Annotated in this window: 18 protein-coding genes; 11 read left to right on the forward strand and 7 right to left on the reverse strand. The window is 61.0% G+C overall.

Annotated elements, in window-relative coordinates:
- The first annotated feature begins 69 nt into the window (after nt 1-69).
- Nucleotides 70-606 (forward strand): DUF3299 domain-containing protein, encoded by a 537-nt coding sequence (locus KVQ82_RS00780; RefSeq protein WP_007962278.1) that lies wholly within the window; start codon nt 70-72, stop codon nt 604-606.
- A gap of 151 nt (nt 607-757) precedes the next feature.
- On the opposite strand, the gene KVQ82_RS00785 is transcribed toward KVQ82_RS00780, so the two are convergent.
- Together KVQ82_RS00785 and KVQ82_RS00790 are read right to left on the reverse strand one after the other, a co-directional pair.
- Nucleotides 758-1,657, reverse strand: coding sequence for a D-hexose-6-phosphate mutarotase (locus KVQ82_RS00785; RefSeq protein ID WP_222017565.1), 900 nt, complete (start codon nt 1,655-1,657; stop codon nt 758-760).
- Between the two features lie 58 nt (nt 1,658-1,715).
- Nucleotides 1,716-2,120 (reverse strand): acyl-CoA thioesterase, encoded by a 405-nt coding sequence (locus tag KVQ82_RS00790; RefSeq protein WP_003229628.1) that lies wholly within the window; start codon nt 2,118-2,120, stop codon nt 1,716-1,718.
- Between the two features lie 376 nt (nt 2,121-2,496).
- Here KVQ82_RS00790 and KVQ82_RS00795 point away from each other — a divergent pair, with 376 nt between their 5' ends.
- From KVQ82_RS00795 to KVQ82_RS00830, 8 genes are all read left to right on the forward strand, one after another.
- A complete protein-coding gene (locus KVQ82_RS00795; RefSeq protein ID WP_198758415.1) occupies nt 2,497-3,795 on the forward strand; it encodes an MFS transporter in 1,299 nt (432 codons plus the stop codon).
- 231 nt (nt 3,796-4,026) lie between these two features.
- Nucleotides 4,027-5,031, forward strand: a complete 1,005-nt coding sequence (locus tag KVQ82_RS00800) for a phosphate ABC transporter substrate-binding protein PstS (RefSeq protein ID WP_086792482.1) — start codon at nt 4,027-4,029, stop codon at nt 5,029-5,031.
- Between the two features lie 454 nt (nt 5,032-5,485).
- Complete coding sequence (locus tag KVQ82_RS00805) at nt 5,486-7,519, forward strand: ABC transporter permease subunit (protein ID WP_174376841.1); 2,034 nt, start codon at nt 5,486-5,488, stop codon at nt 7,517-7,519.
- A gap of 15 nt (nt 7,520-7,534) precedes the next feature.
- Nucleotides 7,535-9,205: a phosphate ABC transporter permease PstA gene (pstA, locus tag KVQ82_RS00810; protein WP_041071636.1), complete on the forward strand. Its 1,671-nt coding sequence runs from the start codon at nt 7,535-7,537 to the stop codon at nt 9,203-9,205.
- A gap of 184 nt (nt 9,206-9,389) precedes the next feature.
- The gene (gene pstB / locus KVQ82_RS00815; RefSeq protein ID WP_007962289.1) at nt 9,390-10,223 is read left to right on the forward strand and encodes a phosphate ABC transporter ATP-binding protein PstB; all 834 of its coding nucleotides are present in this window, start codon (nt 9,390-9,392) and stop codon (nt 10,221-10,223) included.
- Nucleotides 10,224-10,293: 70 nt separating this feature from the next.
- Nucleotides 10,294-11,055 (forward strand): phosphate signaling complex protein PhoU, encoded by a 762-nt coding sequence (gene phoU / locus KVQ82_RS00820; protein WP_007962290.1) that lies wholly within the window; start codon nt 10,294-10,296, stop codon nt 11,053-11,055.
- 178 nt (nt 11,056-11,233) lie between these two features.
- Nucleotides 11,234-12,187 carry a response regulator gene (locus KVQ82_RS00825; protein WP_222017567.1) on the forward strand — a complete coding sequence of 318 codons (954 nt, stop codon included), beginning with the start codon at nt 11,234-11,236 and terminating at the stop codon, nt 12,185-12,187.
- 186 nt (nt 12,188-12,373) lie between these two features.
- The gene (locus tag KVQ82_RS00830; protein WP_041071631.1) at nt 12,374-13,270 is read left to right on the forward strand and encodes a M23 family metallopeptidase; all 897 of its coding nucleotides are present in this window, start codon (nt 12,374-12,376) and stop codon (nt 13,268-13,270) included.
- An 84-nt stretch (nt 13,271-13,354) separates the two neighbouring features.
- Here KVQ82_RS00830 and KVQ82_RS00835 read toward each other — a convergent pair whose 3' ends face one another.
- From KVQ82_RS00835 to phoB, 3 genes are all read right to left on the reverse strand, one after another.
- The gene (locus tag KVQ82_RS00835; RefSeq protein ID WP_007962298.1) at nt 13,355-14,695 is read right to left on the reverse strand and encodes a hemolysin family protein; all 1,341 of its coding nucleotides are present in this window, start codon (nt 14,693-14,695) and stop codon (nt 13,355-13,357) included.
- Between the two features lie 123 nt (nt 14,696-14,818).
- Nucleotides 14,819-16,105 (reverse strand): phosphate regulon sensor histidine kinase PhoR, encoded by a 1,287-nt coding sequence (gene phoR / locus KVQ82_RS00840; RefSeq protein ID WP_260688132.1) that lies wholly within the window; start codon nt 16,103-16,105, stop codon nt 14,819-14,821.
- Between the two features lie 74 nt (nt 16,106-16,179).
- Nucleotides 16,180-16,869 (reverse strand): phosphate regulon transcriptional regulator PhoB, encoded by a 690-nt coding sequence (gene phoB, locus KVQ82_RS00845; protein WP_003229608.1) that lies wholly within the window; start codon nt 16,867-16,869, stop codon nt 16,180-16,182.
- Between the two features lie 151 nt (nt 16,870-17,020).
- Here phoB and KVQ82_RS00850 point away from each other — a divergent pair, with 151 nt between their 5' ends.
- Entirely contained in the window at nt 17,021-17,398 is a 378-nt protein-coding gene (locus KVQ82_RS00850; protein WP_041071626.1) for a hypothetical protein, read from the forward strand.
- Nucleotides 17,399-17,521: 123 nt separating this feature from the next.
- Here KVQ82_RS00850 and ubiA read toward each other — a convergent pair whose 3' ends face one another.
- Nucleotides 17,522-18,412 carry a 4-hydroxybenzoate octaprenyltransferase gene (gene ubiA, locus KVQ82_RS00855; protein WP_108184232.1) on the reverse strand — a complete coding sequence of 297 codons (891 nt, stop codon included), beginning with the start codon at nt 18,410-18,412 and terminating at the stop codon, nt 17,522-17,524.
- Nucleotides 18,412-18,972 carry a chorismate lyase gene (locus KVQ82_RS00860; RefSeq protein WP_108184231.1) on the reverse strand — a complete coding sequence of 187 codons (561 nt, stop codon included), beginning with the start codon at nt 18,970-18,972 and terminating at the stop codon, nt 18,412-18,414. The genes ubiA and KVQ82_RS00860 overlap by 1 nt, the downstream gene beginning before the upstream one ends.
- A gap of 198 nt (nt 18,973-19,170) precedes the next feature.
- On the opposite strand from KVQ82_RS00860, the gene KVQ82_RS00865 reads away from it, so the two are divergent.
- Nucleotides 19,171-19,338 (forward strand): rubredoxin, encoded by a 168-nt coding sequence (locus KVQ82_RS00865; protein ID WP_086792472.1) that lies wholly within the window; start codon nt 19,171-19,173, stop codon nt 19,336-19,338.
- Nucleotides 19,339-19,354 lie beyond the last annotated feature (16 nt).

Consider the following 19,354-nt stretch of genomic DNA (forward strand, 5'->3'; position numbering starts at 1 on the left):
AGGGAGGGCTAGAATGCTCGGCGATTCAACGTCCTTCCTTTATCCGAGCATTTTTTACCGAGCACCTCCATGCGCCGTCTTTTGTTGACTCTCCTTTTGCTGGGCAGCGGTCTGGCCCACGCCGGCGAACTGCCGGAAACCGACTGGCTGGAACTGATGCCCAAGTCGGACCAGAAAGCCCTCGAGGCCATGCCCGAAATCGACCACAACTCCCCGGAAGCCACCGGCACCTTCACCGAGAAGGGCGGGATGAAGCAGGCCAAGGGTTTGCCGGCGGTGATGTATTCGACCAAGACCGTGGCGTCGATGAACGACAAGCACATCCGCATCGGTGGTTACCCGGTGCCGCTGGAATCCGATGCGAAGGGTCGCAGCACGCTGTTCTTCCTGGTGCCATACCCGGGCGCGTGCATCCACGTACCGCCACCGCCGCCGAATCAACTGGTGCTGGTGCGTTATCCCAAGGGCTTGAAGCTGGATGACATCTACACGCCGCTGTGGGTGACCGGCACGCTGAAGATCGAGAAGGTCAGCAATGACCTGGCCGATGCGGCGTATGCGCTGGATGCGGACAAGGTGCGGGTGGTGCAGGAGTCTGATCTCTAACACCTGAACAATTGTAGCGAGGGGATTTATCCGCGATGGGTTGCGCAGCGACCCCCGCTTTGAATCAAGGGCAAGGGCCTGCTCGGCAGGCCATCGGGGATAAATCCCCTCACCACAAAGGCTTTCATTCACATTGAGATTGCGGTGTTCGTTAGAGCGGTTTGCTGCCGATGCTCACACCCATGGTATGGCTCGCATCCGAGCCTAGCGTGACCACATCATTCATCACATTCGCCGTCTCGATGCACAGCATGCGCTGCCAGCCGTCGTTGTCCATGTCGCTGAACGCGGCGGCGCGGTCGATCCACGGGTTCCAGATCACTGCGGTGCGTGAGCCGCTTGCGGTCAGTACGATGAGCCGCTCCCAGGCCGGGTCGACGATAATCAGTTGCGGCGGAGCCTCGAGGTAGATGCGGTCGGTTTCCCCGGCGAAGCGCAGTGCGCCTTGCTGGTGGTGAGTGTTCCAGTTGTCCAGGGTCTCGATGTACTCCAGACCGTCCACACCGTCGATGTGCACGTTGCGCACATCGCTGACTGCGAAATAAGTGTGCAGCGCCTGGCTGATGCTGACGGTTTCGACACCCCGGTTATGGCTGGTCAGGCTGATGTGCAACTGATCATTCAGATGCAGGGTCAGGGTCAGATCGACCTGATGCGGCCAGCCCGGCAGGCCACCTTCGGGGTAGGGCAGCTTGAATTCGACCTTGACGCCGTCAGCCTCTGATTCGATGCCGCCCAGCTCCCAATCCATCGCTCGCACCAGACCGTGTGCGGGTGCCGGTTGCTCACCGGTGTACATGGCCTGCACGTGCTGCGGGTTGCGTTCGAACTTGCCGAACCACGGCCAGCACACCGGCACACCGGCGCGGATGCTCTTGCCGGTCTTGAACACAGCCTTGTCGTTGAGCCAGATGATCGGCGGCTGGCCGTCGATCTGATAACTGAGGATGTGCGCGCCTTGCTGGGCCACCAGCACTTCGGCCTGACCGTGGCGGATGCGCCAGCAGTTCAGTTCATCCAGTTTCACGGCTTCAACGTTGGGCGTGTTCATGGGACAGCTCTCGATCAGACACTTGGGACGACTATCGACCGCAAAACCGCGGCGATGTTTAACGCGCGCGCGGTGGCACTGAGCGGGTGCGACCGCTGCCGTCGATGGCGACGAAGACGAATACCGCCTCGGTCACTTTACGCCACTCGCTGGACAACGGATCGTCGCTCCACACTTCGACCATCATCTGGATCGAGCTGCGGCCGATTTCCAGGGTCTGGGTATAAAAGGACAATTGCGCACCGACCGCGACCGGCACCAGAAAGGCCATGCGGTCGATGGCCACGGTCGCCACACGGCCACCGGCAACGCGGCTGGCCATCGCGGTCCCCGCCAGGTCCATCTGCGCCACCAGCCAGCCGCCGAAAATATCGCCAAAGCCGTTGGTCTCGCGCGGGAGTGCGGTGATTTGCAAGGCCAGGTCGCCTTGCGGGATCGGATCTTCTTGTTCGAGCTCTATCATGCCGGGGGTGCCTCTGACCCGTGACTCTTCGTTGGTATTGCTGGTGGTAGCCGTCTTCAGGAAAAACGATTCAGCACCGAACATACTGCGTTCGTCACGTTTTCCATAGGCGTCTAAAGGGAAACTCTGCGAAAGCGGCTGGATCCACGCACCAGGGCGACCAACGACGTTTTCGCACAGCAACCCCCTACAAACCGGAGCAAGGTTGCGAGTATATCGGTCGGTAGACTCCACGACGACCATCGGGTTCTGATTTTGACCGTCAAATACGCGCCTCTATGTGCTTTTTCGAACAATTTGCTATGGTGCCGAACCTGCCCAAGCCACAGCCAGCGTTGTTGTGGCGGTAGATCCGCCTATAAGAGAAGCCCTTGCCATGACCACAGCGCCTTCGAGCCTCGCGCAGCCCGAGCAACCTGCACGCCCCCTGACCCGCAATGATTACAAGACTCTGTCGCTATCGGCCTTGGGCGGTGCGCTGGAGTTTTACGATTTCATCATCTTCGTGTTCTTCGCCACCGTGGTCGGCAAGCTGTTCTTCCCGGCCGACATGCCCGAGTGGCTGCGCCTGATGCAGACCTTCGGCATTTTCGCCGCCGGTTACCTTGCGCGGCCGCTGGGCGGCATCGTCATGGCGCACTTCGGCGACCTGCTGGGGCGCAAGAAAATGTTCACCCTGAGCATTTTCATGATGGCCGTGCCGACCCTGATCATGGGCCTGCTGCCAACCTACGCACAGATCGGCCTGTGGGCGCCGATCCTGCTGTTGCTGATGCGAGTGATCCAGGGCGCGGCGATTGGCGGTGAGGTGCCGGGGGCGTGGGTCTTCGTTTCCGAACACGTGCCGCAAAAGCACATCGGCTACGCCTGCGGGACCCTGACCAGTGGCCTGACTGCCGGCATTTTGCTCGGCTCGCTGGTCGCCACCGCGATCAACAGCATTTATACGCCGGTGGAAGTCGCGGATTACGCCTGGCGGATCCCGTTCCTGCTCGGCGGCGTATTCGGCCTGTTCTCGGTCTATCTGCGCCGCTGGCTGCACGAAACTCCGGTGTTCGCTGAGCTGCAACTGCGCAAGGCGCTGGCCGAAGAAGTACCGCTGCGCGCTGTACTGCGTGACCATCGCGGGGCGATTGCGATCTCGATGCTGCTGACCTGGCTGCTGTCCGCCGGGATCGTCGTGGTGATTCTGATGACCCCGACCGTGCTGCAGACGGTCTATCACTTTTCGCCAACGGTGGCGCTGCAATCGAACAGCCTGGCGATCGTGTTCCTCAGCGTCGGCTGCATCATCTCCGGTGCCATGGCCGACCGTTTCGGCGCCGGCCGGGTGTTTGTCTTCGGTAGCCTGGGCCTGTTGATCAGCTCCTGGACCTTCTATCACAGCCTCGCCGACCACCCGAACTGGCTGTTCCCGCTGTATGCCCTGACCGGTCTGCTGGTCGGCACCATCGGCGCGGTGCCTTATGTGATGGTGAAAGCGTTCCCGCCGGTGGTGCGCTTCAGCGGGCTGTCGTTCTCGTACAACGTGGCGTACGCGATCTTCGGTGGCCTGACGCCGATGGTGGTCAGCCTGCTGCTTAAAGAGAGTGCGATGGGCCCGGCCTACTATGTGGCGGTGCTGTGCACGATGGGGATTCTTGTTGGCGCGTGGCTCTGGAACAAGGGGCGCTGATCCCGAATTTCCTCCAGCAGTACCGGCCCCTTCGCGAGCAGGCTCGCTTCCACATTGGAATGCATTTCAACTGTGGGAGCGAGCCTGCTCGCGAAGGGGGCCACTCGAATCATTCAGTAAAACCCAGATGCTGGCCTTTCATCCAATTGTCATATTTCAGCCATAGAGTGTTCACACGGCCTGCTGATACTTGGCCCCGACTTAACACACCCTATCTGCTAGGAGTAAGGCATGAAACTGAAGCGTTTGATGGCGGCAATGACTTTTGTCGCTGCTGGCGTTGCGACTGCCCACGCGGTAGCCGCTGGCGTTGACCCGGCAATTCCGGCTTACACCAAGGTCACCGGTGTATCGGGCAACTTGTCCAGCGTTGGTTCCGACACTCTGGCCAACCTCATGACCCTGTGGGCTGAGAACTACAAGAAAGAATACCCGAACGTAAACATCCAGATTCAGGCCGCTGGCTCCGCCACCGCGCCACCTGCGCTGACTGAAGGCACCTCCAACCTGGGCCCGATGAGCCGCAAGATGAAGGACACCGAACTGGCGGCCTTCGAACAGAAATACGGCTACAAGCCAACTGCTATTCCGGTGGCCGTGGACGCCCTGGCGGTGTTCGTGCACAAGGACAACCCGATCCAGCACCTGACCATGGAACAGGTTGACGCGATCTTCTCGTCCACCCGTCTGTGCGGCGCCAAAGCCGACGTGAAAACCTGGGGCGACCTGGGCGTGACCGGCGACCTGGCCAACAAGCCAGTGCAACTGTTCGGTCGTAACTCGGTATCCGGCACTTACGGCTACTTCAAGGAAGAAGCCCTGTGCAAAGGCGACTACAAGCCTAACGTCAACGAACAACCAGGTTCGGCGTCGGTTGTGCAGTCGATCAGCTCCTCGCTGAACGGCATCGGTTACTCGGGCATCGGCTACAAGACTGCCAGCGTGAAGACTGTTGCTCTGTCGAAGAAAGGCAGCACTGACTTCATCGAAGACACCGAAGAAAACGCCCTGAACGGCAAGTACCCACTGTCGCGCTTCCTCTACGTTTACGTGAACAAGGCCCCGAACAAGCCTCTGGCCCCGCTGGAAGCTGAGTTCGTGAAACTGGTTCTGTCCAAACAGGGCCAGGAAGTGGTGGTGAAAGATGGCTACATCCCGCTGCCGGCGAAGGTTGCTGCAAAAGCACTGGCTGACCTGGGTCTGCAGGAAGGCGGCGCTGAAGTCGCAAAAAAGTAACAAACTGAGTCAGGGGTAAACCCCGCCTGACTCATGTGGGAGCGAGCCTGCTCGCGAAGCGGCCTTCAGAACCGGCACTTTCGCGAGCAAGTTCGCCCCACACTCCCCGAATTCTTTTATCCACTGCCAGTGCCCTGCTGGCGGCGGATTTGCTGCGTCACTGCATTGTCATCTTTCTGTCATACAGGATCGCTAGGGTGTGCGCATGAATGATCTGGCCAATTCCAAAATGACTACGAACCCTCCCAAGCGCATTGACTTCAATACGCCTGAGTTGCAACGCAAGCGCCGCATCCGCGCGCTCAAGGATCGCTTCACCCGCTGGTACGTCCTCGTTGGCGGTCTGGCGGTGCTGGCAGCCATCACGCTGATCTTCTTCTTCCTCGCCTACGTCGTTGCCCCGTTGTTCCAGGGTGCCAGCCTGACCGCGAAAGATGCCATTACCCCAGCCTGGATGCAGGACGCCGGCAAGCCGCTGATGATTTCGCTCGAAGAGCAGAATCAGGTGGCGATGCGCGTTTCCGACAAGGGCCAGGCGCTGTTCTTCGACATCGACAGTGGCGCTGAATTGAAGCGCGTCGATCTGCCGGTTCCTGCTGGCGCTACCGTTACTTCCATTGGCGAAGATCAGCCAGGTCATCCACTGGTAGCGGTGGGCCTGTCCAACGGCCAGGCGCTGGTGTTCCGTCACACCTATAAAGTCAGCTATCCCGATGGCAAGAAAACCATCACCCCGGCCATCGAATACCCGTACGGCGAAGCGCCGATCGCTGTGAACGAGAGCGGCGGGGCACTGGAGCACGTGAGCCTCAATGCGACCGATTCGACGTTGATGCTGGTGGGTTCGACCGGTGCGCAACTTAATGTGCTGTCGCTGACCAGCGAAGAAAACATGATGACCGGCGAAGTCACCAACGAGCAGAAGCGTATCGAACTGCCGCAGATGACCGAGCCGGTGAAAAACATCTTCGTCGACCCGCGCCAGCAATGGCTGTACGTGGTCAACGGGCGCGCCCAGGCCGACGTGTTCAGCCTGCGCGACAAGAGCCTCAACGGTCGCTACAAACTGCTGGAAAACGCTGACGCCGAAGTCACTGCGAGCACGCAACTGGTGGGTGGCATCTCGCTGATCATCGGTGACTCCAAGGGTGGCCTGGCCCAGTGGTTCATGGCCCGTGACACCGATGGCGAACTGCGCCTGAAGCAGATCCGTACCTTCCAGATGGGCACCACGCCGATCGTTGAAATCACCGCCGAAGAGCGTCGCAAGGGCTTCGTGGCCCTCGATGCCAGCGGCAAGCTCGGTGTGTTCCACAGCACCGCGCACCGCACGTTGCTGGTCGAGCCGGTGGCCGAAGGTCAGGGCCTGTTCGGCCTGTCGCCGCGCGCCAACCGGGTGATCGTCGAGGCCGGCGGCAAGCTGCAACCGCTGCTGCTCGACAACCCGCACCCGGAAGTGTCGTGGAGCGCGTTGTGGAGCAAGGTCTGGTACGAGAACTACGACGAGCCTAAATACGTCTGGCAATCGACGGCGGCCAACACCGATTTCGAACCGAAACTGAGCCTCTCGCCACTGACCTTCGGCACCCTGAAAGCGGCGTTCTACGCGATGTTGCTGGCGGCACCGCTGGCGGTTGCTGCTGCGATCTACACCGCCTACTTCATGGCCCCGGGCATGCGCCGCAAGGTCAAGCCGGTGATCGAGCTGATGGAAGCGATGCCGACGGTGATCCTCGGGTTTTTCGCCGGTCTGTTCCTCGCCCCGTATGTGGAAGGGCATCTGCCGGGCATCTTCAGCCTGCTGATGCTGTTGCCGATCGGCATTCTGGTGGCCGGTTTCACTTTCAGTCGTCTACCCGAGTCGATCCGCCTGAAAGTCCCGGATGGCTGGGAAAGTGCACTGCTGATTCCGGTGATTCTGTTCGTGGGCTGGCTGTCGTTGTACATGAGCCCGTACATGGAGAACTGGTTCTTCGGCGGTGACATGCGCATGTGGATCTCCCACGACCTGGGCATCACCTACGACCAGCGCAACGCTCTGGTGGTGGGGCTGGCGATGGGTTTTGCGGTGATCCCGAACATCTACTCGATTGCCGAAGATGCCGTGTTCAGCGTGCCGCGTGGCCTGACCCTTGGCTCCCTGGCGCTCGGTGCCACGCCGTGGCAGACCATGACCCGGGTGGTGATCCTCACCGCCAGCCCGGGCATTTTCTCGGCGCTGATGATCGGCATGGGCCGTGCGGTCGGCGAAACCATGATCGTGCTGATGGCCACGGGTAACACCCCGGTCATGGAAATGAACCTGTTCGAAGGCCTGCGCACCCTGGCCGCCAACGTCGCGGTGGAAATGCCTGAGTCGGAAGTCGGCGGCAGCCACTACCGCGTGCTGTTCCTCTCGGCGCTGGTGCTGCTGTTGTTCACCTTCGTCATGAACACCCTGGCAGAACTGATTCGTCAGCGTCTGCGCAAGAAATACTCGTCGCTTTAAGAAAGGTAGAAGTCTGTGAAACAGAACTCCCTGAATGGATGGTTCAAGAGCGGCGCCCCGGGCGTCTGGATCAGCGGTGGCGCGGTGTCCATCGCGGTCATCATGACCATTGGCCTGCTGGCGGTGATTGCCGTGCGCGGTCTGGGTCACTTCTGGCCGGCGGACCTGATCCACGCCAGCTACGACGTACCGGGCCAGGCCAATCACCTGGTCATCGGCGAAGTGGTCCAGAAAGAAGAAGTACCGCGCGCACGCCTGAAAAGCGCCGGCCTGCCGGTGCCTGATCAGGGCCCGGAATTCATGACCCGCGAGCTGATCAAGGTCGGTAACCGCGACCTGAACGGCAACGATTTCACCTGGGTGGTCGGCGAGTGGCTGACCAAGCAGACCACGCCGCCGGAACTGATGGCGATCGAGCGTCGCGAGTGGGGCAACTTCTACGGCTACCTGGTCAACGTCAAACAGGACGGCAAGGTCATCGCCGAAGGTGAAGCGGCGTGGCCTGAGCTACAAGCGCGGATCAACCGGGTGAACGGCCTGGCTGCACAGCTCAAATCGCTGGAAAAGACTGACATCGGTGCGATCAACGCAGGGCTGGAACGCATCCGTCTGCACGGGCGCAAGCTGGAACTGGACGGCAAGCTCGACGCCACCGCGCAAGCGGACATGGACGCCGAGCGTGCCGAGCTGAACGCGCGTTATCAGGATGTCGAAGCACGCCTGAGCGATCTGCATGCGCAGTTCAACCGCGACGCGTTGACCGCCCGCGATGCAAACGGCAAAGAGATCGAAATCAGCCTGGGCAAAGTGGTTCACGCTTACCAGCCGAACGCCATGGGCACGATGACCAAGATCGGTTTCTACTTCGGCAAGGTCTGGGAGTTCCTCTCGGATGACCCGCGTGAAGCGAACACCGAAGGCGGGATCTTCCCGGCGATCTTCGGCACCGTGATGATGACCCTGATCATGGCGATGATCGTCACCCCGTTCGGCGTGCTGGCGGCGGTGTACCTGCGTGAATACGCCAAGCAGAACACCCTGACCCGAGTGATCCGCATCGCGGTGAACAACCTCGCCGGTGTGCCGGCGATCGTCTACGGCGTGTTCGGTCTGGGCTTCTTCGTCTACGTGCTGGGTGGTTCGGTCGACCGTCTGTTCTTCCCTGAAGCGCTGCCGGCGCCGACGTTCGGCACACCGGGTCTGCTCTGGGCTTCGTTGACCCTGGCGCTGCTGGCGGTGCCGGTGGTGATCGTGGCGACCGAGGAAGGTCTGGCGCGTATCCCGCGCACCGTCCGTGAAGGCTCGCTGGCACTGGGCGCGACCAAGGCTGAGACGCTGTGGAAGATCGTCCTGCCAATGGCCAGCCCGGCCATGATGACCGGCATGATCCTCGCCGTGGCCCGCGCCGCCGGTGAAGTGGCGCCGCTGATGCTGGTGGGTGTGGTGAAGCTGGCGCCGTCGCTGCCGGTGGACGGCAACTACCCGTACCTGCACCTGGACCAGAAGATCATGCACCTGGGCTTCCACATCTACGACGTCGGCTTCCAGAGCCCGAACGTCGAAGCGGCACGACCACTGGTGTACGCCACGGCGCTGCTGCTGGTGCTGGTGATCGCCACGTTGAACCTGTCGGCGGTGTGGATTCGTAACCACCTGCGCGAGAAGTACAAAGCACTGGATAGTTGACACAAACCCTGTGGGAGCTGGCTTGCCAGCGATGCAGACGACTCGGTCTGCCAGTAACACCGCGGTGATGCCATCGCTGGCAAGCCAGCTCCCACAGGAATCGCGACAGACACAGAATTTGAGTAACCCGCTGGCGTTGTCCGGCGGTACAACGAACCGAATTTGTTAGCACAGGGAGCCTCCCATGCAGCACGAAACACATACCCACGGCATCAACATGTCGGCCCTGGGTCGCGACAAGCAGAGCCTGAGCCTCGAGCAGGAAACGGTGGCCATCGAAGTCCCGGGCCTGAGCCTGTTCTACGGTGAGAAGCAGGCGCTGTTCGACGTCAGCATGAACATCCCGAAACAGCGCGTGACCGCGTTCATCGGCCCGTCCGGCTGCGGCAAGTCCACGCTGCTGCGCACCTTCAATCGTATGAACGACCTGGTTGACGGCTGCCGTGTCGAAGGTGCGATCAACCTGTACGGCAACAACATCTACCGCAAGGGTGAAGACGTCGCCGAGTTGCGTCGTCGCGTCGGCATGGTGTTCCAGAAGCCCAACCCGTTCCCCAAGACCATTTACGAAAACGTGGTCTACGGTTTGCGCATTCAAGGCATCAACAAGAAGCGCATCCTCGACGAAGCCGTCGAGTGGGCGTTGAAAGGTGCTGCACTGTGGGATGAGGTCAAAGACCGTCTGCACGACTCGGCACTCGGCCTGTCCGGTGGTCAGCAGCAGCGTCTGGTGATTGCCCGCACCATCGCGGTTGAGCCGGAAGTGTTGCTGCTCGACGAGCCGTGCTCGGCCCTCGACCCGATCTCGACCCTGAAAGTCGAAGAGCTGATCTACGAGCTGAAGTCCAAGTTCACCATCGTCATCGTCACCCACAACATGCAGCAGGCCGCGCGGGTTTCCGACTACACGGCGTTCATGTACATGGGCAAACTGGTGGAATTCGGCGACACCGATACCCTGTTCACCAATCCGGCGAAGAAACAGACCGAAGACTACATCACCGGTCGTTATGGCTGACAGTTGCGGTTATTCACAGAATTGACGCTGCGGCCCACCGCACCTTACCGGACGCTCCAAGGACGCCAACATGATTAGTAAAGAAGGCCTTACCCACCACATCTCCGCGCAGTTCAACGCCGAGCTTGAGGAAGTGCGCAGCCACCTCCTGGCCATGGGCGGGCTGGTCGAGAAGCAGGTCAACGACGCGGTCACCGCGCTGATCGAGGCCGATTCCGGTCTGGCCCAGCAGGTGCGCGAGATCGACGACCAGATCAATCAGATGGAACGCAACATCGACGAAGAATGCCTGCGCATTCTCGCCCGTCGTCAGCCGGCGGCGTCCGACCTGCGTCTGATCATCAGCATCTCCAAGTCTGTGATTGATCTGGAGCGCATCGGCGACGAAGCGACCAAGATCGCCCGCCGCGCCATCCAGCTGTGCGAAGAAGGCGAAGCGCCGCGCGGTTATGTCGAAGTGCGTCACATCGGCGACCAGGTGCGCAACATGGTGCGCGATGCGCTGGACGCCTTTGCCCGCTTCGACGCCGATCTGGCGCTGTCGGTGGCGCAATACGACAAGGTCATCGACCGTGAATACAAGACCGCGCTGCGTGAGCTGGCGACCTACATGATGGAAGACCCGCGCTCCATTTCGCGGGTTCTGAGCATCATCTGGGTGCTGCGTTCGCTGGAGCGTATCGGCGACCACGCGCGCAACATCTCGGAGTTGGTGATCTACCTGGTACGCGGCACCGATGTGCGGCACCTGGGCCTCAAACGCATGAAAGAAGAAGTTCAAGGCACAAGCGGCGAAACCGCTAATGTTCCGGGCGATGCTGACGATAAGTAAGATTGCCTGAGAAAAGCGCCCGGCCCTTTGGCCGGGCGTTTTTGTTTATGGCGCTTGAACAGAGAATCGAATTGAAAAGCAGCACCCGCGAACGAAAAGTCCCGGCGTGACTGAAGATTGTTGGCAATGTGCCATCAGCAAAGCGGTATGCTTGCCGGGATTTTTATAGGGGTGTTGGATGAGCAAGATCAGTGTGTTGGTCGTGGACGATGCTTCGTTCATTCGCGACCTGGTGAAAAAGTGCCTGCGTAATTACTTCCCGGGGATCCGCACCGAGGATGCCATCAACGGCAAAAAGGCTCAGGCCATGTTGGCCAAGGAAGCATTCGACCTGGTGCTGTGCGACTGGGAAATGCCGGAAATGTCCGGTCTTGAACTGCTGACCTGGTGCCGCGAGCAGGACAATCTCAAGACCATGCCATTCATCATGGTCACCAGCCGTGGTGATAAAGAGAACGTGGTGCAGGCGATTCAGGCCGGCGTTTCCGGCTACGTCAGCAAGCCGTTCACCAACGAGCAACTGCTGACCAAGGTCAAGCAGGCGCTGAACAAGGTCGGCAAGCTCGACACCCTGATGAACAGCGCACCGACCAAGATGAATTCGGCATTCGGCAACGATTCCCTGAGTGCGCTGACCGGTGGCAAGCCTGCGGTGGTCGGTGCTGCGCCGGCCTCTGCTGCGGCCAATCCGTTTGCCAAGCCTGCCGCTGCGGCGGCGCCTGCTGCGGTGCCGTCCCGCGGCTTGCTCAACAGCCCGCCAGTCCAGGCTCCGGCCGCCTCCAAAGCGCCGGCCGGCGGTCGTGGCCAGGGCCAACTGCGCCTGCCAAGCGGCACCCAGCAATGCGTGATCAAGGCCCTGAGCATCAAGGAAGCGCTGTTGGTGGTGAAACGCACCGATGCCCTGCCGCAGATTCTCGACAGCGCCGTGCTCGATCTGGAGCAGGGCGACAACGCCGAAATCGCCCGCCTCAACGGCTACCTGCACGCTATCGTTGCCCACGAACAGAAAGCCGACAGCGACTGGCTGCAACTGACGTTCCGTTTCGTCGACCAGGATGCGCAGAAGCTCGACTACATCTCCCGCCTGATCGCCCGCGGTACGGCGCAGAAGCACTTCGTTCCGGGCGCGTAAGCGGCGTCTGTGAAAAGATCGCAGCCTGCGGCAGCTCCTACATTGGAATGCATTTCCCTGTAGGAGCTGCCGCAGGCTGCGATCTTTTGCTTTGTGCGCTGGGCAACTTGAAACATCTGTCGACTAGCCTGGTCTGTCTCAGCTGCTAGGCTCTTTTCCAGGCCTTCCTTCGACAGATTCCTGCCCATGCTCGCGCGCCTGCTGTTTCTCTGTGGTCTTTTCCTGGCCTCCACCTCGACTGTGGCCATGACCATCTACAAATCCACCGATGCCAACGGTGTCGTCTCGTACAGCGACCGACCGAGCAAAGGCTCGCAGGTGTTCGTGTTTCAGGACCGCATGGTCGAACATCTGGAGCGCCAGGTGTACCTCGACATCAAGAAGCAGAAGGGCGCCGACGTGGTGTTCGTGCGCAACGATCTGTATGCGCCGGTCGAGATTGCGCTGGCGTTTACCGGGATGAGCAACGTGCGTGGCGTGCCGGCCCAGACCATCCGCCGAGTGCTGCCTGCGCGCAGTAATACCCGGTTGGCGCTGCTCACAGCGATTACCCAGGGTCAGCCGCTGGTGTATTCACCGCAATTTCAGTATTCGCTGGGTGACCCTGCAGGCGCCGCGCAGAGCTATCGCTATCCGTTGCCGTGGCGGGGCGGGCCGTTCCGTCTGAGTCAGGGCGCCAACGGCCAGTACAGCCATTACGGGCCGAAGAACCGGTATGCGATGGACATCGCCATGCCGGTCGGCACGCCGATCATTGCCGCACGGGCCGGGGTGGTGGTGAAAACCGAAAACTCACAGAGCGGGCGCGGCAATGATGCGTCCGGCAATTTCGTCCGGGTGCTGCATGACGACGGCACGATGGGTGTGTACCTGCACCTCAAGCAAGGTTCGGTGAGCGTACGCGAGGGGCAGCGGGTGACGGTCGGCAGCCCGCTGGCGCTGTCGGGCAATACCGGCAACAGCAGCGGCCCGCACCTGCACTTTGTGGTGCAGCGCAATACCGGGCAGGGGCTGGTGTCGATTCCGTATCAGTTCAACCAGCCGCTGGGGGCGTTGCCCAACTTTGCGTTGGGCAAACAGTAAAACCGTTAGGGGGCCGCTGTGGAGGGGCTTCTGTGGTGAGGGGGATCAATCCCCTCACCACAGAAGCGTCCCCCAAAACACCCGTCAATCCAGCATCAACACCTTGGCCAGCACAATCTTCGGCCCTTTCATCTTCTTGATGATGATCCGCAGGCCTTCGACTTCCAGCACCTCTTCCTCTTCCGGGACGCGCTTGAGGGTCTCGTAGACCAGCCCGGCGAGGGTTTCCGCTTCGATGTGATCCAGGTCGATACCGAGCAGGCGTTCAACTTTGAACAGCGGCGTGTCGCCGCGTACCAGCAGCTTGCCCGGCTGATACGCGAGGATCCCGCGCTCGGCCTTGCGGTGTTCGTCCTGAATGTCGCCGACCAGCACTTCCAGCACGTCTTCCATGGTCAGGTAGCCGATGATGTTGCCGTCGGCTTCTTCCACCACGGCGAAGTGCGAGCCGCCCTTGCGGAACTGCTCCAGCAGCTGCGACAGCGGCATGTGCCGCGACACGCGCTCCAGCGGGCGGGTCAACTCGGCCAGGTTGAACGACTCCGGAATATGGTCCAGCGCCGCCAGTTCCAGCAGCAGGTCCTTGATGTGCAGCAGGCCGACGAACTCCTGGCGCTCGCTGTCGTACACCGGGTAGCGGCTGAACTTGTGGCGACGGAACATCGCGAGGATTTCTTTCAGCGGCGCGTTGAATTCGAGGGTGATCAGGTCTTCGCGGGAGTTGGCCCAGTCGACCACTTCCAGTTCGCCCATCTCCACCGCCGAGGCCAGCACGCGCATGCCTTGGTCGCTCGGGTCCTGGCCACGGCTGGAGTGCAGGATCAGTTTCAGTTCTTCGCGGCTGTAATGGTGTTCGTGGTGCGGGCCGGGTTCGCCTTGGCCGGCGATGCGCAGAATCGCGTTGGCGCTGGCGTTGAGCAGGTAGATCGCCGGGTACATCGCCCAGTAGAACAGGTACAGCGGCACTGCCGTCCACAGCGACAGCAGCTCCGGTTTGCGGATCGCCCATGACTTGGGCGCCAGCTCACCGACCACGATGTGCAGGTAGGAAATGATGAAGAACGCGGTAAAGAACGAAATGCCTTTGACCACTTCCGGCGACTGCACGCCGACCGCGCTCAGCAGCGGCTCGAGCAGGTGCGCGAACGCCGGTTCACCGACCCAGCCCAGGCCAAGGGAGGCGAGGGTGATACCGAGCTGACAGGCCGAGAGGTACGCATCCAGTTGACTGTGAACGGTGCGCAGGATGTGCCCGCGCCAGCCGTTCTTGTCGGCGATGGCCTCGACCCGGGTCGAGCGCAGTTTGACCATGGCGAATTCCGCCGCAACGAAGAAGCCGTTGAGCAACACCAGGATCAGAGCAAAAAGAATCATGCCGAAATCGGCGAAAATCGTAGCGAGGGACAAGCCAGGGGAAGGGTCCATGATGGAGTTTTGCAGGTTCCGTGTGATTCGTAAGAGAGAAAAAATCGCGCCTGAAAGGCAGACGCAAGTCAGCCAATGTAGCGGCTGACTTGGCGATTGCCTAGTGGCGCGTGCTGGCCGGTATCACTCGGCGGCGCTGATGGCCCGTGCCTGGGCCACCTGGGCCGGGGCGAAGTGGCAGGTGAACGTGCTGCCATGACCAGGCACGCTGCTGATCTCCATCCGTGCGCGGTGGCGCAGCAACACATGTTTGACGATTGCCAGGCCCAGCCCGGTGCCGCCGGTGTTGGAGTTGCGACTGGAGTCGACACGGTAGAAGCGTTCGGTCAGGCGCGGCAGGTGCTTGCTGTCGATGCCGATCCCGGAGTCCTGCACGCTCAGGTGCGCGCCTTGCTCGTCGCCCCACCAGCGAATGCGGATGTTGCCCTCGGCCGGGGTGTACTTCACGGCGTTGAACACCAGGTTGGAGAAGGCGCTGCGCAGTTCCGCCTCGCTGCCCTTGAGCAGGATCTTGCCGTCGGCTTCGAGGGTGATTTTCTGGTTTTTCTGCCCGGACAACTGCTTGGCGTCGCTCTTGATCGATTGCAGCAGGGTGTCGATCTGCACCGGCTGATTGTCCGACGGGTAATCGGTGGCTTCCAGTTTCGCCAGCAACAGCAGGTCGTTGAGCAGGGTCTGCATGCGCCCGCCCTGTTGCTGCATCTGCTGCAGGGCGCGGCTCCAGCGCGGATTCACTTCCTCGACATTGTCGAGCAAGGTTTCCAGGTAGCCGCAGATCACCGTCAGCGGCGTGCGCAGTTCGTGGGAGACGTTGGCGATGAAGTCTTTGCGCATCTGTTCCAGCTGATGGATGCGCGTGACGTCGCGCACTAGCATCAAGTGTTCGTTGTTGCCGTAACGCGTGAGGTACAGCTGGATGCGCACACGATCATTGGTGGGCGAAGGGATTTCCAGCGGTTCGGCGTAGCTGTCCTGCTCGAAGTATTCCTTGAAGCGCGGATGGCGCACCAGGTTGGTCACCGGTTGGCCGCTGTCCTGCGGGGTCTTGAGGCCGAGCAGGGTTTCGGCGGCGCGGTTCCACCATTCCAGGTTGCCGTCGCTGTCGAGCATGATCACCGCATCTTTCAGCGCGGCGGTGGACTCCTGCACCCGGTCGATCACCGCTTGCAGGCGCCCGCGTACCCGTTGGTCGCGGCGTTGCAGGTGGTAGATGCTGTCGAATACCTCGCCCCACAGGCCATAGCCGTCGGGCGGTGCTTCATCGGGTTGGTGCAGACGCAGCCATTCGTGCAGGCGCAGCAGTTGCTTGAGCGTCCAGGCCAGATACAGGCCCAGGCCTGCAGCGAGGCTCCAGCCGTAATAGCCGCTGATCAAGCCGATCACCAGGCAGGCGGTGACCAGCAACAGCATGTGGCGAATCAGGGTGCCATGCCAGTTTTGATTCACGGAAAATACGGTCCTTGTCAGCGAGTCTGGCGGTCGGATCAGGCCTTGGTGGAAAACCGGTAGCCGGTGCCGCGCACGGTTTGTACCAGATTTTCGTAGGCATCGCCGAGGGCTTTGCGCAGGCGCCGGATGTGCACGTCGACGGTACGCTCTTCAACATAGACGTTGCCGCCCCAGACCTGATCCAGCAACTGCCCGCGCGTGTAGGCGCGTTCCTGGTGGGTCATGAAGAATTGCAGCAGACGGTATTCGGTCGGGCCCATCTCGGCCGGACGGCCGTCGATGGTCACGCGGTGGCTGATCGGGTCGAGCAGCAGGCCGCCGACTTCGATCGGCGCTTCGCCATCGGTCGGGCCGGCGCGGCGCAGCACAGCCTTGAGGCGGGCGACCAGTTCGCGTGGGGAAAACGGCTTGGTGATGTAGTCGTCGGCGCCGACTTCAAGCCCCTGGATCTTGTTGTCCTCTTCGCCCTTGGCGGTGAGCATGATGATCGGGATGTCCCCGGTCAGCTCGTCACGCTTGAGGCGGCGGGCCAGTTCGATGCCGGAGGTGCCGGGCAGCATCCAGTCGAGCAGGATCAGGTCCGGTTTGCGGTCAACGATGATGGCGTGTGCCTGCTGCGAGTTCTCCGCCTCGAGGCAGTCATAGCCGGCCATTTCCAACGCAACGGCGATCATTTCGCGAATGGGCGCTTCGTCGTCGACGATCAGAATGCTCCTGCCAACCATGCCTTAATCCTCTTGTCATTTAACTGTCTTGCGCCGCATTAGATAACGGAATTATTGCAGTCGTGTGACAGTATTTTAGTCGCCCGGCGGTTGGCGTGATCCTGGGCTAAGCTCTAAGTCCGAATCCTGACAACCACAAAAGAAGGTTTCCATGACTCAAATGACTGCTTCTTTCAAAGCCCTGCTGATGGCTGCTGCCGTTGCATTACCATCGATGGCGTTCGCCGCTGACCCGGTCATGATGAAAGACGGCATGATGACCGATCACAAAGGCATGACCGTGTACACCTTCGACAAGGACACGGGCGGTAAATCGATGTGCAACGGCGATTGCGCGAAGAACTGGCCGCCGATGATGGCGCCGGCGGGTGCCAAGGCTGAAGGCAAATTCACCCCCATCAAGCGTGATGACGGCACCATGCAGTGGGCATATGACGGCAAGCCGCTTTACACCTTCAAAATGGATGAAAAACCGGGCGACATGAAGGGGGAAGGGTTCAAGGACATGTGGCACATGCCTAAACACTGATTCCTGCAGCAACTACATCCCTGTGGGAGCGTGCCTGCTCGCGAAAGCAGTGTGTCAGTTAACACATTGGCTGACTGACACGACGCCTTCGCGAGCAGGCTCGCTTCCACAGGTTTTTGTGGATCAGCGCAACGCGTAATCCAGCACGATCCCGACAAAAATCGCCAATCCGGCCCAATGGTTGTGCAAGAACGCCTTGAAGCAACGCATGCGGTCGCGATCGCGGGTGTACCAGAACTCCCACGCATAACAGCCCGCGGCCACCAGCAGGCCGAGATGGAACCACGTCCCCAGCTCGAACTTCGACCCGGCCAGCAGCAGACAGCCCAATGACAGCGCCTGCAGGGTCAGGATGATTACCCGATCCGCATCACCAAACAGAATCGCCGTGGATTTCACGCCGATCTTCAGGTCGTCATCACGGTCAGTCATCGCGTAATAGGTGTCGTAACCCACCGTCCACAACAGGTTGGCGATCCACAGCAGCCACGCGGCGGCAGGCAGTTCGCCGGTTTCGGCGGTGAACGCCATCGGCATGCCCCACGAGAACGCCGCGCCGAGCACCACTTGCGGGTAATAGGTGTAGCGCTTCATGAACGGATAGGTGAACGCCAGCGCCAGGCCGCCCAGCGACAGCCAGATGGTCGGCGCATTGGTGCACAGCACCAGCAGGAAGCTCACGCCCATCAGCAGCGCGAAGAACACCAGCGCCTCTTTCGAACTGATCTTGCCGCTGGCCAGCGGTCGTTGCGCGGTGCGTTTGACGTGGCCATCAACCTTGCGATCCGCCCAGTCGTTGATCACGCAACCCCCGGCGCGGGTCAGTACCACGCCGAGGACAAAAATCACGATATTGGCCAGCGAGGGCGAGCCCTTACCGGCAATCCATAGCGCCCATAGCGTCGGCCACAGCAGCAGGTAAATGCCGATCGGCTTGTCCATGCGCGTCAGCTGAATGAAATCCCAGGCGCGCGGGTTCAAGCGGTTCAGGGACTTGAGCAGGCTCTGGTACATCAGCTGTTCTCCGGATGGGCGCGGGCGGTGCTCCACAGCGTCGGCAGGAAAATCTCTGCCACCAGCACGCTCAGGGCGCCACGGTCGAAGCGCGAGCGGCGGCCCCACAGTTCCGGCGCGCGGCATTCTGACGGCAGCCAGTCCTGCGGGTAGTGGCAGACCTCGATGGCGCGGCGCTGGAAGGCGTGGTCGCAAAACAGCAGTTCGCCCAGCGAGCGGCTGCCCAGTTCGTCCATGTGCAAGCCGTCGCCTTGCAGGGCGGCGCGTGACGCCACGCTACGGGCGAACACCCAGGCCTCGCCGTGACCGCGCAGATACACCTCGCGCACCCAGCCTTCGCTGCCTTCGGCCAGATCCAGCGCCGCGCATTCGTCACTGCGCAGAGTGTCCCAGCCTTCGAACAACGGTGTGACGCTGAAGCCGTCATTCGACAGCCGCGTCAGGCGGCGGGTCAGCGAGCCTTCGTCGAACAACCAGTTCAGGGTCAACGAATCGGGAAGGGGCGTCAGTCGGCTTTGAGTCAGCCAGAGCGGGGCCGGGCAGGCATTTGAATGGTGCACAATGAGTCATTATTGGCCGCAAATGAGGCGGCGAGCTTAACATGGCGTGCTGCGAATTTGATGGATCCGGGTCGCCGTTGCGCCGAACAGGCTTGCATCTGCCCGGCACCCTCAGTACAAAACGCCCTGAGCCGGACGGCAGCGCAACCACCATCGACCGTCCGCGCCGACCAAAGCCTGAATTGAGGAAGTACCTGAATGAAAAAGTGGCAATGCATCGTCTGCGGCCTGATCTACAACGAAGCCGAAGGTTGGCCGGATGACGGCATCGCGCCAGGCACCCTTTGGCAGGACGTGCCGGAAGACTGGCTGTGCCCGGATTGCGGCGTCGGCAAGTCGGACTTCGAAATGATCGAAATCAACTGAGAAAAACCAAGGAGTA

Origin of the sequence: Pseudomonas sp. AO-1 (assembly GCF_019775695.1) — a bacterium.
GTDB lineage: Bacteria > Pseudomonadota > Gammaproteobacteria > Pseudomonadales > Pseudomonadaceae > Aquipseudomonas > Aquipseudomonas parakoreensis.

Coding starts and splice junctions, on each gene's coding strand:
- KVQ82_RS00780 (WP_007962278.1), top strand. CDS start 70: ATGCGCCGTCTTTTGTTGACTCTCCTTTTGCTGGGCAGCGGTCTGGCC.
- KVQ82_RS00785 (WP_222017565.1), bottom strand. CDS start 1,657: ATGAACACGCCCAACGTTGAAGCCGTGAAACTGGATGAACTGAACTGC.
- KVQ82_RS00790 (WP_003229628.1), bottom strand. CDS start 2,120: ATGATAGAGCTCGAACAAGAAGATCCGATCCCGCAAGGCGACCTGGCC.
- KVQ82_RS00795 (WP_198758415.1), top strand. CDS start 2,497: ATGACCACAGCGCCTTCGAGCCTCGCGCAGCCCGAGCAACCTGCACGC.
- KVQ82_RS00800 (WP_086792482.1), top strand. CDS start 4,027: ATGAAACTGAAGCGTTTGATGGCGGCAATGACTTTTGTCGCTGCTGGC.
- KVQ82_RS00805 (WP_174376841.1), top strand. CDS start 5,486: ATGCAGGACGCCGGCAAGCCGCTGATGATTTCGCTCGAAGAGCAGAAT.
- pstB (WP_007962289.1), top strand. CDS start 9,390: ATGCAGCACGAAACACATACCCACGGCATCAACATGTCGGCCCTGGGT.
- phoU (WP_007962290.1), top strand. CDS start 10,294: ATGATTAGTAAAGAAGGCCTTACCCACCACATCTCCGCGCAGTTCAAC.
- KVQ82_RS00825 (WP_222017567.1), top strand. CDS start 11,234: ATGAGCAAGATCAGTGTGTTGGTCGTGGACGATGCTTCGTTCATTCGC.
- KVQ82_RS00830 (WP_041071631.1), top strand. CDS start 12,374: ATGCTCGCGCGCCTGCTGTTTCTCTGTGGTCTTTTCCTGGCCTCCACC.
- KVQ82_RS00835 (WP_007962298.1), bottom strand. CDS start 14,695: ATGGACCCTTCCCCTGGCTTGTCCCTCGCTACGATTTTCGCCGATTTC.
- phoR (WP_260688132.1), bottom strand. CDS start 16,105: ATGCTGTTGCTGGTCACCGCCTGCCTGGTGATCGGCTTGATCAGCGGC.
- phoB (WP_003229608.1), bottom strand. CDS start 16,869: ATGGTTGGCAGGAGCATTCTGATCGTCGACGACGAAGCGCCCATTCGC.
- KVQ82_RS00850 (WP_041071626.1), top strand. CDS start 17,021: ATGACTCAAATGACTGCTTCTTTCAAAGCCCTGCTGATGGCTGCTGCC.
- ubiA (WP_108184232.1), bottom strand. CDS start 18,412: ATGTACCAGAGCCTGCTCAAGTCCCTGAACCGCTTGAACCCGCGCGCC.
- KVQ82_RS00865 (WP_086792472.1), top strand. CDS start 19,171: ATGAAAAAGTGGCAATGCATCGTCTGCGGCCTGATCTACAACGAAGCC.